At 50.8% G+C, this 11,989-nt stretch carries 6 protein-coding genes, 3 tRNA genes and 1 pseudogene; 2 read left to right on the top strand and 8 right to left on the bottom strand.

Annotated elements, in window-relative coordinates; all coding sequences use genetic code 11:
* Positions 1 to 10: 10 nt before the first annotated feature.
* From pcp to ACQRBT_RS18215, 3 genes are read right to left on the bottom strand one after another with little or no spacing between them, the layout of a single operon-like run.
* Complete coding sequence (pcp, locus tag ACQRBT_RS18225) at positions 11 to 640, bottom strand: pyroglutamyl-peptidase I (RefSeq protein WP_412046330.1); 630 nt, start codon at positions 638 to 640, stop codon at positions 11 to 13.
* 7 nt (positions 641 to 647) lie between these two features.
* Positions 648 to 1,598, bottom strand: a complete 951-nt coding sequence (locus tag ACQRBT_RS18220; protein WP_161549304.1) for a DUF979 domain-containing protein — start codon at positions 1,596 to 1,598, stop codon at positions 648 to 650.
* Entirely contained in the window at positions 1,595 to 2,311 is a 717-nt protein-coding gene (locus ACQRBT_RS18215) for a DUF969 domain-containing protein (protein WP_090369815.1), read from the bottom strand. The genes ACQRBT_RS18220 and ACQRBT_RS18215 overlap by 4 nt, the downstream gene beginning before the upstream one ends.
* Positions 2,312 to 3,200: 889 nt before the next feature.
* Between ACQRBT_RS18215 and ACQRBT_RS18210 the strand changes: the two are divergent.
* Positions 3,201 to 4,158: pseudogene (locus tag ACQRBT_RS18210) on the top strand (tyrosine-type recombinase/integrase).
* A 1,169-nt stretch (positions 4,159 to 5,327) separates the two neighbouring features.
* Here the strand turns inward: ACQRBT_RS18210 and ACQRBT_RS18205 are convergent.
* The 3 genes from ACQRBT_RS18205 to ACQRBT_RS18195 all read right to left on the bottom strand — a co-directional run bounded on the left by ACQRBT_RS18205 (position 5,328) and on the right by ACQRBT_RS18195 (position 10,105).
* Positions 5,328 to 7,715 carry an NACHT domain-containing protein gene (locus ACQRBT_RS18205; protein ID WP_412046331.1) on the bottom strand — a complete coding sequence of 796 codons (2,388 nt, stop codon included), beginning with the start codon at positions 7,713 to 7,715 and terminating at the stop codon, positions 5,328 to 5,330.
* 26 nt (positions 7,716 to 7,741) lie between these two features.
* Positions 7,742 to 9,268 carry an NACHT domain-containing protein gene (locus tag ACQRBT_RS18200; protein WP_412046332.1) on the bottom strand — a complete coding sequence of 509 codons (1,527 nt, stop codon included), beginning with the start codon at positions 9,266 to 9,268 and terminating at the stop codon, positions 7,742 to 7,744.
* A 760-nt stretch (positions 9,269 to 10,028) separates the two neighbouring features.
* Positions 10,029 to 10,105 (bottom strand) — tRNA-Val (locus ACQRBT_RS18195).
* Between the two features lie 184 nt (positions 10,106 to 10,289).
* Between ACQRBT_RS18195 and ACQRBT_RS18190 the strand changes: the two genes are divergently transcribed.
* Entirely contained in the window at positions 10,290 to 11,573 is a 1,284-nt protein-coding gene (locus tag ACQRBT_RS18190) for an NAD(P)/FAD-dependent oxidoreductase (RefSeq protein WP_060755776.1), read from the top strand.
* A gap of 157 nt (positions 11,574 to 11,730) precedes the next feature.
* Here the strand turns inward: ACQRBT_RS18190 and ACQRBT_RS18185 are convergent.
* A tRNA-Asp gene (locus ACQRBT_RS18185) sits at positions 11,731 to 11,807 on the bottom strand.
* A gap of 104 nt (positions 11,808 to 11,911) precedes the next feature.
* Positions 11,912 to 11,988, bottom strand: a tRNA-Asp gene (locus ACQRBT_RS18180).
* Position 11,989 lies beyond the last annotated feature (1 nt).

Genomic DNA, 11,989 nt, shown 5'->3' with positions numbered 1-11,989 from the left:
AAGCCCGTCGTCAGCTTACCTGACCACCGCCCAGCACGATGTCGACGTGGGTTTGCCAGGCTGCCGAAACCGCAACACGCAGCCCCTCCACTACCGTCGATAACGCCATCGACGGCTCGCCCGATTCAGGCAGGCCCGGTACATGAATAAACCCACTGCGCACCGCAGCCCCCGCCAGTGCATGCTGCAACCGATAAAACACCTGGTTGCACACAAACGTCCCCGCTGTCTGCGAAACCGAGGCCGCAATACCCGCCTCGCGCACCGCCCTGACCATGCTCTTGATCGGCAATGTCGAGAAGTACGCAGCCGGGCCGCCGTCCAGCACTGGCGCATCAATCGGCTGCGCCCCAAGATTGTCGGGAATGCGCGCATCGTTAACGTTGATCGCAATACGCTCGATGGAAATATCGCTACGCCCAGGGCCCAAGCCCGTGGCGATGACCATGACCGGGTGCAATTCGTGGATCCACCGGAGCAGGCTCTCGGCAGCGGTGGCGAATGCGCAGGGCAAGCAACGCGCAACTATCTGCACATTCTCGCTCAACAGCACGCCATCCAACTGGCGCACGGCCTCCCACGAGGGGTTCACCCGGTCGTTATCAAAAGGCTCGAAGCCCGTCAGCAGCACAATTTGCATAGTGGCCTCACATCAACAGGTAAAGCAGCACGATATTGACCAGAAGCATCATCAATGCAGTCGGTATCTGCGCCTTGATCACCGCATTTTTATCGGGCAACTCCAGCAACGCCGCCGGAACGATATTGAAGTTGGCCGCCATCGGCGTCATCAGCGTTCCGCAGTAGCCGGAAAACATACCGATGGCGGCCATCACCGCCGGGTTGCCGCCGTAAATTCCCACCAGTACCGGCACGCCGACACCGCCGGTCATGACAGGGAACGCGGCAAACCCATTGCCCATGATCACGGTAAACAACGCCATGCCCAGCACATAAACCATCACCGCCACCCACTTGTAATCCAGGTTGATATAGGTAGTAGTGACGTGGGCGACCGCAGTGCCTACCCCGGCCTCGTTGAACAGCAACCCGAGCATTGCCAGCATCTGCGGCAATACCATGGCCCAGCCCAGGGCTTCGGTCAGACGGCGCGATTCACGCAAGGCTTGTACAGGCGTATCACGGGTCAGCCAGCAGGCCAGGCCAAGCGCAATCAGGCAGCCGATGCCCAGGGAGACAAAGGTCGTGTTCTTCGGGTCCAGCAGAGGTACGCCCCCGATTTCAGTGTGCTTGAGCAACACCGAGCCGATCACCGTGGTCAGCGGTATGGCCAACGCCGGGATAAACAGCTTGTGGCCCAGGCGCCCGGCACTGGCACGGGAAGCCTTGTCATGCAGCTCGGCGTGCTGGCCACGGCCAACGCCGCCCAGACCCGCGATCAACGCCATCACCACCACTCCGACGCCGATGACCACCGAGGGCAGGCGCTCCCCCACCAGAAACGGCACAGCAAACAACAACCAGAACACTGCGCTGGACCAACGCTTGGGGTGGGTACGGTCGAGCAGGATCATGCCCGCGGTGATCAGCAACAGGACACCCGCCAGCCAGTAAAGGTATTGAATGGAAATGATCATTGAGCGGCCTCCACCGGGACGCCGGCGGGGCTCATCTCGCGGGTCAGTCGTCGATCGAAGCGATGGAGCCGGATCGCATGAATGATGAAGGCGCAGATCGCCGTCGGGATGCCCCACACCGCAATGTGCAACGGTTCCACATCAATTCCCGAACCCAGCAAAAAGGTGTGCATCAACGCAATCGCACCGAAGGCGACAAAGATGTCCTCACCAAAAAACAACCCGACGTTGTCGGTGGCGGCGCACATGGCCAGTACCTTGTGGCGCAGCTTGTCCGGCAGCTTGCCAAAGCGTTTTTCCGCTGCGCCTTCGGCCATCGGCGCCAAGAGCGGCCGCACCATTTGCGGATGGCCACCCAGGCTGGTCAGCCCCATGGCCGCCGTGGACTCACGCACAAACAGATACATGATCAGCAAACGCCCGACCGTGGCACGTTCGAAGCGGGCGATCCAGTTTTGTGCATGCAGGCGCAAGCCATGGCGCTCCAACAAGCCGATCACCGCCAGCGGTAATAACAGAATCAATTGCAGGGCGCGGGTCTGAAGAAAGCCATCCCCCATGGAAGTCAGTATTTTTTCCAGCGGGAATTGGGCGGCGAGCCCGGTGGCGATGGCGGCGGCGGTGACCACCAACAGCGGATTGAAGCGCAATACAAAGCCGACCACGATGACGAGTACGCCGATCAACGGCCATAAGTTCACAACTGTTTGCATGGCGGAGAGGTCCTTTAGTGCGCGCTGCGGCGCCATTACAGCAGGATGTGGGCAAAGGGCTCACAGCATGAAAGTGGCGTGCAGTCGGCTAGGTTTTTTTATTGTTGACCTGGAAGGTCGAGCGACAGTGGCGGCATCTTTGCCGCTTGGGCCGGGGGGTGTCCAACAAGAAAAATTGTTGCTGCAAACCAATAAATTTTGTGGGTGATCGGCGCCGGTTTACCTGGCGCGGTGCAGTCATTCAGCCCCGGCGACACCTCCATGGCCGAGAGTCGAATTCAGTCGTGAAAATTCTGGATCAGCGCCTACACTCAATAATGCAGTGCTGTATCTGGGCAAAATCCACAGCGCCAGTACCGATCAAGAGGCTAGCCGATATGTATGCCGGGCAAATGAGTAAGGCAACAGCGACGTTGGGCGAGATCCGCTGCCAGGTGGTCGTCCAGATTATCTGCCTGCTAGGAGTGGCACAGCTTTTCTGCTGACGACCTCACACACATGGGGCATAGGGATCCGTATAGCGGTTCAGGTTATGCGGGTAATCCGACCGTCGTGCCCAGTATCAAGACCGGCCCTGGTTGATTCCAAGGGCGTACCCGGTAGCGCCTGATTCATATATGCCGCTGTCGAATTCCCCAATCATTGATCGAGTACCTGGAGACGGGCGCGAACTGGCGTCCTGAGGTGGGTGTTTGCGAACGCTGTGCAAATCGCGGACAACAAAAAAGGGCCCACCTTTCGGTGAGCCCTTCCAGACCGCCCAGCAGAGCTGGATTTTGTTTGGTCGAACCAACGACCCCCACCATGTCAAGGTCTGCTAGGAACAAGCTCCCAGCCCTGGTGCTCTTGGATTTCACAGAACGCCCATTCACATTATGAGGCGTCAACAATGGCCAATATTCGCTTGCTTCCGTCCGGTAACTGGAACGCTCAGGCACGGGTAAAGGGTAAATCTGCACAGTCAAAAACCTTCACTACCAAAGCCGAAGCTCAGTCATGGGTCATTCAGCTTGAAGCCATGACGATGGATCACAAGCATCACCACACCATTTAGACGCTGGGCATGACCTATTGCGAAACCATGCTCAGGGGAAAGGTAGCTACGACCCGCGCGCTGAAAATCGTCGAACACCTAGGTAGGCACTTCACCCAACCCATTCACGAAATCACGCCGCAAATGATCAACGACTTCAAGATCGTGCGATTGAGGAAGGTAAAGCCTTCCACGTGCAGAACTCAACTCGCATTCATGTCGCGGTTCTACCGGTTTGCCAAACGCGGCCTGCTGATCGAAACTCATAACCCTGTGAGTGATATCGCATCCAAAACCAGACCGGTCTTCTGACAAGGTGATCAGGGCAAGTGAGCTTGAGCGTTTGCTGGAAGAGCTCTCTCCCACAATGAAACTCATCGTAGAACTAGCATACAAAACTGCGATGCGACGCTCTGAAATCCTGAAGCTAACGAAAAACTGCCTGCACCTCATTGATCGCATTGCCGATGTGATCGACGGGAAGAACGGCACACGGTCTGTCTCCCTCACCCGCCGCGCTGTTGAAACTCTCCACCCCGCCCAACTTTGGGCCACTGTGGGACGTCACTCAAACGGACAAGTGTTCACCGTCACACCGCACGCCGTAACTCAGTCTGTGCGCTTAGCGCGCGTAAAGGCAGGTTTAGATAGTAGCGTCAGGCTGCATCAACTCAGGCATACCAGAATGACGAGCGTCGCGAAAAAGGGATTCAACAACGCTCAGATCATGGTAGTGTCTGGGCACCGTGATACACGATCCGCTGCGCGATACTCCCATCTAAACGTGAGAGACGTATTGCACCTGATCGATTAATCAAACCAAGCGGCCCGCGATGTTGAATTACGAGCTGGCTGCCCCTCCCCATTTACATGGATCGGTAGATGCAAGGTAAAGTTCTTAGCCACCAAACTAAGAAAACTTCCACAGTCTCTACAGCTTCCGTAACACAGTGATATGCGAGTGAGGCAGGTACGGTGCAAGTTCGCGAATACTCAACATGTTTTTGCCTTTCGACAAGCACCTCGTCTCAGGGTTTGGAGCCGTCGTAGATCCTTTTAGATATTCTGCCGACGCACTCAATGATAACTCGCAGGGCGCTGACCTGAACTCACACCTCCCTGTTAGCTTTCTCTACAGCACGCTATCGAGCTGTATTTAAATCCAGGAATTATACTTCCTCATCGAAAGTTTTCGACTCCTTACGGAACACCCGACCAGATCGCGAACCAAGTGTATTGGTCAAGCAAAAGCAACAACCTTTGCATAGGGTCTATAGTCTAAATTCCCCCTACGAAGAAGTCCGCTCTTTCCTTACCGTATTAGCTGAGTCGCTCTCGAACTTTCCTGCGATGCTACCTGAGCACTGGGCCCTGCTTAAAGAGTTAGATGAATGGATAGCATCAATTGAAGCCACAGACGCTTCTAGTACATTCTTTCGATATCCAGTTACAAAAGAAGCTGGGAGAGATAGTCAAAAATCCACGATTCGACGTGAGAAGATCGAATCCATGGAAGAGCGAATGCATGGTGATGGTCCTCCCGTTAAGGCCATGCTGATGGTTAATGATGATGGGGAGGTAGTTGGAGCGTATTCCCGCGACGACACTCAGAACAAGGACGAATCGCCACTCTTAGAAAGACGGTGAAGATACTCCATGACTTGCACGTAATGATGCCCTATACTTTCGTTGGCAGTAGATGATAATCGCGCTAGAAAGCTTAGAGCACATAAGTACGAATACACTTTGAATAGCGAACATTAACTGACACACATTGCGAATGCAATGCCATAACTCTCAATACTAATCTTGTCACACCCTAACCACGCACAGACCTTTAAAAACATGAATCACGTCCACGTCAAGCACTAAATAAGCCACCCTTGTATAGCAATTAGCAATTACCGTACAAGAGTGACTCAAACTCCGACAAAAACAACTAATCATTTACAAACTCAAATCACGATATATGAAGCAAATATTCTATCTAAGACATTCAGAGTTGTGACTCAAGTGATACGCCTGATGCTGCCTAAGCAAAGAAACAATATCACGCCGAGAACCATAACCTTCGGCTATCTTTTTGTTTAGTAAAGAATACAAAAAAGCCTCCGTGGCCTTAGTTACCTCATTACTCTCTCGCAACATCTCTATTACACAATATAAATAATTACCACTTTCCAACGACAATGTCATCTCGTCCAGTAAATCTGCCATGCGCAGCGCATCATTTGGAAGACAATCGAGTTTAGAAAGGGCAATTATAATGTATGCTTCTTTAAGATCTAGATCTTCTGTAGATTCAATAACCTCTATCGAGGTTGAGAAATCAACATCACGACCGACTCTCATTAGCTTGGACAACAAAACAACCCCATCCCTGAATACAGGTCTATTTTTTAAAAGCCCTGTAAGGTAATCGACTCTAATTTCCGAACTATCATACATCAATGACCCAACTTTACTGAGCAGCGCGCTTATGAGCTCAAGTATTTTAGGCGAATTCCAAAACTCCCTAGACATATGATTAAGCATCGTTAAGTCAACCCACTCTATTTCAGAAGATAAAAGAATGCCCGGTAATGCTTCACAGACATAGTCAGGAAGCTGGCTATCTTCGTCAATCACTGAAATCAAAGTCAACATAGAATTAGACAACAGTATTTTCGACGACTGGGGTATATCCATTTTATATAGTGCTAGAAGCTGATCAAACAGTTCGACTTCAAAATCATCAGCTCGCGTATCACTTTGAAACGAAAGTACAGGAAACCCGAACTGTGCAATATTAGAGTCAAAAGGTAATTTATTGCTAGAAACATAATTAATATCTTCAAATTTTAAACCTAAAGCCCCCCATCGTTCAGACGCGAGCCTCCAATCAGAAACATCCCCTAACTCGCCTTTTCGAATACAACTGCTAATTCTAATTAGCTCATCTGAAGAGTTGGTGGATCTCACAATGGCGTTGATTTGCCATGGCAATATCCAAACCCAAGTTTCCAGTTTAAACAGCTCACTTGTCATCATCAAACTTGATGCTTCAAGAATAATATCAGCTAACAAAATTTTATCCGGCACATGCAAAAATTTCGCACAGTTATAAAGCCACTTCCAGCCGGGATGAACCTCACCTATCTCGTGGCTCTCAAGTTTATTATCTGCACCATATACTAGATCTGCTACTTGAAAATATATATCATCTCCAACAGAGTTCATACTTACTTCACGACGAACTCCGGCCTTGATTTGCTTAGCTAAAAAGGAATACCAAGCTGGAACACTTATCGCCATATCCTCTGAGGTAGCATCAATAACACCTCCAAATTCAAGAAGATAGTGAAATGGCGCCGATGCTGGTGACGACAGTAATATTGCTGAAAACCATCTATCAACAAGCCAACGAGATGGATCCCTCGCTATCATCCGACTGGTGATACTTAAAATTTCAGCGGGATCATTAGGCCATTTTTTTTCTGCAAGTTCTCTTGCCCAAGATACATCTCGATCTGCTAATTCAATCAAGACATTCCATGCTCCTAACCTAGCAGTAAAATCAATTTGATCTAAACGCAGGAGGATAGATTCTCGATAAAGATCTTCAGCTTCCGGATAATAAGCCTGACTCAATCTGAGATGCAAAAGGGTCGGATGAAGCTCCAGTATTCGTAGAGCGAGCCTTGTAAATATTTTAAGCTGACTCGGCTGATTCGAAATAGCTCCGTCATCTAATATATCCAATGCAAGCTCACTACCCGTTAAAAGAACCTCGTTAACACAACTTACCAGATCTCTTGCCCCCTCGTTGAGTTCAGAACAAATTGCAAAAATACTATCTCTAAGATACTGCTTTTCATGAAAGCATCGACCTGCGGCAAATAGAAATACATTACGCCAATGAGATGCATGGGCGATAGACCTCAACCGCTCAATAATTTCATGATCCCTTCCGGATGTTATGGCTTGTGCAGCCATAAACTCCTGCAACGATCTAATTTCAAAGCCGACTCGCCCCTCTTGAGGTGCGACCAAAAAGACTAGACGCTCAAGTGCGGCTTCAATTATATCATTCTTGAGGCTTTCACCTTTCTCGCCAATATGTCCTTCAGCAACCAATCGATAGTTGATAATTTCTGAAAACTCATCTTCCTTCAAGAGCGCATCGGTTTTGCCTTTTCGCTCCGACTCAACCTGTAAATAAACGCCAACCTTTTGATGAATAAAGTCTATATCTGCCTGAAAGCTATTTAAAAGCTTTGCAGCTGGAATTTCACGCTCCTTTTCTCGGCGATTGATAACATTGTAATATTCATTAAACAACCTCCACCTTTCTTTAGGAGGTTCTCCAAGTGACTCCACCAGCAACGCCATGATTGTCACTTGCAAGGGACTTTTCATCAACCGAACTGTTGATTTTCCTTACATGCTCTCTGCATTCGACTTAATAAAGTTTGCACCTTATCTTCTTCTTCGCCCCACCGCCTATTTATCAACTTTTGAGCGTAATGCAAAGCATGATCAGCATCCAGTTCACTTAATCTAAAATGCGTGTAACTATTCTCTGAAAAGTCATTATCATATCCTTGAGGGCGACTGGTGGCTATCAACAATAGATCAGCATTGCAATCAGCGGCATCTATTAAAAAGTCTTGAATACTTCCGAGTACTTGGCTCCTATTTGATGACGCTGGCACTTCATCCAAACCGTCTAACGCAATCAGCCATGGGTAACTTGAAAGCCAGTTACGAAGGTCATCACTATTCAGCTCCCTTTCACTACGTTCCTTGATGCGATTCAGTATGAAACCAAATAACGAATTGCAGCCACCATTAGCAAGTGATGCCGCAAACTTGTTTAATTCCACTCGCAACGGGAACCTTGCATTTCGCGGCGCATCAATAGACTCATCTCTACATTGTGTTTCTACAATATGACAGGCTTCAGCCACCTCAGAGTTTAATGATTTCGTAGAATGTTGTTTAACAAAAGAGCATCGATGGAGCTGGCAAAAAAACTGCGTCAGCGTGCTCTTACCCTGCCCTGGCCCTCCGATAAAAACCACTTTCCCTGGATTTCGAGACATGCCATGAGTCAGCGAGGTTTGTCGCCTTGTAAAAGACTCTCCATCGAGTAGCTGGCCAGCAATCACACTTAACTTAGCTAGCGCTTTTATCCCCTCCCCCCTTTCACTGAATGAAAAAGTCGGAGAATATGATTTGTACTCTTTAGCCGAGGCTACTTCTCGAATCGGCAAGTCCACAAATACACTTGCTAAGGGTATGCGATCTTTATTGTTGTGCCCGGCTTGTCCCAAATTTACATACTGTTCCCCTCTCAATTCTTTTTGAACAAAATTGAGCATAATATCTCTAAAATTATCAGCTTGTGGTCGCATATAATCCAAAATCACCGCCAGTACGTCACCTGGAGTAATCCACGCTCTATACGCAGTGCGTATTGCAGGCAATATGTCTAAAAACGCACAAAGCTGATCATAGTCCCAAACTCGAAAATCTTTAATTCCAATTTCACTTTTATGTTTGTCTACGAGTGCTGAAATCCGATCTTTACCGCCAGTCCCAGCAACTGGCGTTAATACAACATTAGTCACAAATATATAATATTCAGGCTTTTTAATATCAGAAGCTTTAGCAAGTTTTGTCAACTCGCTTCTAAGCTCCTTTATCGCCCACGCGCCATTATGAGCGCCTGGTCTCTGGCGAAATTTTGCTTGAATTACCCCGTAGCCATTCCAAGAAGACTTTGCATTTGGAAAATCTTTGACATCTTCAAAAGTGGCCTCGCGCCCGCCATCCGGACCATCACCAAATACGGTTACCCCACCACCAAGCACCGCGAGAGAGATCGACTGCACCAGCTGTTCGAACGAACGAGTAGACAATCTACTGAAATCGTAATCCATTAATCTTCCTTTTATTTACGGATAGCGAGCGTGATTATTCAATATGTATGGCTAAGCGACTCCATAGAGCCGCCTTTAGAGTGATATCACATCACCACTACAGCCGCGACCCCTGAACGTGATTTTTATTCCAAACCACCCGTACGAACAGAAAACTTCTCAGCTGATTTCCAGTAAGTGAAACGATGGTCTCAACCTTAAAATGCAACGCGCCAACGACGAACCAGGTCTCGCTAAGAGGTCTTCAGGCGGGCAACCATCAAGCTTCCAATTGCTCGGAAAACTACATGTAATTTTGGATTCTTTATGCAATCTGAAGTGATACACGGCAATGGATTTTCGGGAGTATTCGAAGTGCCTTTACCCCCTGACCCTGAGACCGGTAAGCATGCACACATATCCGGCGGAGGGGGGCGGGAGGGGGCGAACGTGATGGACTGGATAATGTAGCCTGGGTTACGACGCCGCCCAATGGGTGGGGATTACCCTGCGGAATTGCTTACCAAAAAATTAAGCTCATACACCGCATGTTCTTAGATAACGGCGTCAGCGAAGTGAGGGAATACTCGTCTTACCTCGTTGATTTACAAGCAGGCAGACGTGATGAAGCGCGGTAAGTAATGAGCGCTGAAGGCATTCACATTGCCCCGTGTGAACGAACCCGGTATTTTGTGAAAGTTATGCATGAAATCCAAGACAACAAAAAAGGGCCCACCTTTCGGTGAGCCCTTCCAGACCGCCCAGCAGAGCGGATTTTGTTTGGTAGGCGCGATTGGACTCGAACCAACGACCCCCACCATGTCAAGGTGGTGCTCTAACCAACTGAGCTACGTGCCTGCTGTGAGGCGGCATTCTACGGAATTCCGGAGGGGTGTCAACATCTTTTTTGCAGCTAACCCTATGAATATGCGAATTTTTTATTTGCGGCGGGCATGCCCATGGTTTTTCGGTGGCTGGCAGGCAATTTTCAACTCAGGTAGGATCGGAGCACTCGTAAAAAATATAAAACAGAGGTTCCAGGATGGCGAACACCCCCTACCCCCAGTCGTATTACGCAGCGTCCGCCAATGCGGTCCCGCCTCGCCCGACATTGCAAGGCGAAGTCGAAACCGATGTGTGCGTGATCGGCGCCGGCTACACCGGTCTTTCCAGCGCGCTGTTCCTGCTGGAAAACGGTTTTCGCGTGACGGTACTGGAGGCCGCCAAAGTGGGGTTCGGCGCCTCGGGTCGTAATGGCGGACAAATCGTCAACAGCTACAGCCGTGACATCGATGTGATCGAGCGCAGTGTCGGCCCCAGGCAAGCCCAGTTGCTGGGACAAATGGCATTCGAAGGCGGCAAGATCATTCGCGAGCGCGTGGCCAAGTATCAAATCCAATGCGACTTGAAGGACGGCGGCGTGTTCGCCGCACTCAACAGCAAGCACATGGCTCATCTGGAGTCGCAGAAGCGCCTGTGGGAACGCTTCGGCCACACTCAGCTGGAATTGCTGGACGAACGCCGCATTCGCGACGTGGTGGCCTGTGACAACTATGTGGGTGGCATGCTGGACATGAGTGGCGGGCATATCCACCCACTCAACCTTGCATTGGGAGAAGCTGCGGCCGTCGAGTCCCTGGGGGGCGTCATTTATGAACAGTCGGCGGCGGTGCGCATCGAGCGCGGCGCCAACCCGGTAGTGCATACCGCCGAGGGCAAGGTCAGGGCCAAATTCATCATTGTCGCGGGTAACGCCTATCTGGGGAACCTGGTGCCGGAGCTGGCGGCCAAGTCGATGCCCTGCGGCACTCAAGTCATCACCACGGCGCCACTGGGCGATGAGCTGGCAAAGACACTGCTGCCGCAGGACTACTGCGTAGAAGACTGCAACTATCTGCTCGACTATTACCGTCTCACCCGCGACAAGCGCCTGATCTTCGGCGGCGGTGTGGTGTATGGAGCACGCGATCCGGCGAACATCGAAGCGATCATCCGACCGAAGATGCTCAAGGCCTTTCCGCAGCTCAAGGATGTGAAAATCGACTACGCCTGGACCGGCAATTTCCTGCTGACACTCTCCCGACTGCCGCAGGTCGGGCGCCTGGGCGACAACATCTACTATTCCCAGGGCTGCAGCGGCCATGGGGTGACGTACACCCACCTGGCAGGCAAGGTATTGGCCGAGGCATTGAAAGGCCAGGCAGAGCGTTTTGATGCGTTTGCCGACCTGCCGCACTACCCATTTCCGGGAGGACAACTACTGCGCACGCCGTTTGCGGCACTCGGGGCCTGGTACTACGGGCTGCGGGATAAGCTGGGGTTCTGACAGCACGGTGAGAGCCGGCTCGCCGGCTCTTCGGGCAGTTTTCCAAATCGCAGAAACAAAAAACCCCGGTCTTTCGACCAGGGTCTTTGCTATCGGATCAAAGTAGCCAGAGGCTTTCTTTGTGCTTCAAGGCGTTCAGTGGGCCTTGAGGCAGATATGGCGCAGCGGACGGGACTCGAACCCGCGACCCCCGGCGTGACAGGCCGGTATTCTAACCGACTGAACTACCGCTGCGTATCGCTTGACCAGCCAAGGCAAAACCTCAACTGTCTTGGAACATCTGATCGATCAGCCTTGGCTGTTCGATCTCAAGCCCGACATATCGGACCTGGAAAATATGGCGCAGCGGACGGGACTCGAACCCGCGACCCCCGGCGTGACAGGCCGGTATTCTAACCGACTGAACTACCGCTGCG

Origin of the sequence: Pseudomonas sp. R19M (assembly GCF_050312585.1) — a bacterium.
GTDB classification, from domain to species: domain Bacteria; phylum Pseudomonadota; class Gammaproteobacteria; order Pseudomonadales; family Pseudomonadaceae; genus Aquipseudomonas; species Aquipseudomonas palleroniana.
This window is presented reverse-complemented; position numbering and strand designations above follow the sequence as displayed.

What these genes read in the sequence shown, in the direction of transcription:
- ACQRBT_RS18190 (WP_060755776.1), top strand. Translation starts at nt 10,290, where the DNA reads ATGGCGAACACCCCCTACCCCCAGTCGTATTACGCAGCGTCCGCCAAT.
- pcp (WP_412046330.1), bottom strand. Translation starts at nt 640, where the DNA reads ATGCAAATTGTGCTGCTGACGGGCTTCGAGCCTTTTGATAACGACCGG.
- ACQRBT_RS18215 (WP_090369815.1), bottom strand. Translation starts at nt 2,311, where the DNA reads ATGCAAACAGTTGTGAACTTATGGCCGTTGATCGGCGTACTCGTCATC.
- ACQRBT_RS18205 (WP_412046331.1), bottom strand. Translation starts at nt 7,715, where the DNA reads ATGGCGTTGCTGGTGGAGTCACTTGGAGAACCTCCTAAAGAAAGGTGG.
- ACQRBT_RS18220 (WP_161549304.1), bottom strand. Translation starts at nt 1,598, where the DNA reads ATGATCATTTCCATTCAATACCTTTACTGGCTGGCGGGTGTCCTGTTG.
- ACQRBT_RS18200 (WP_412046332.1), bottom strand. Translation starts at nt 9,268, where the DNA reads ATGGATTACGATTTCAGTAGATTGTCTACTCGTTCGTTCGAACAGCTG.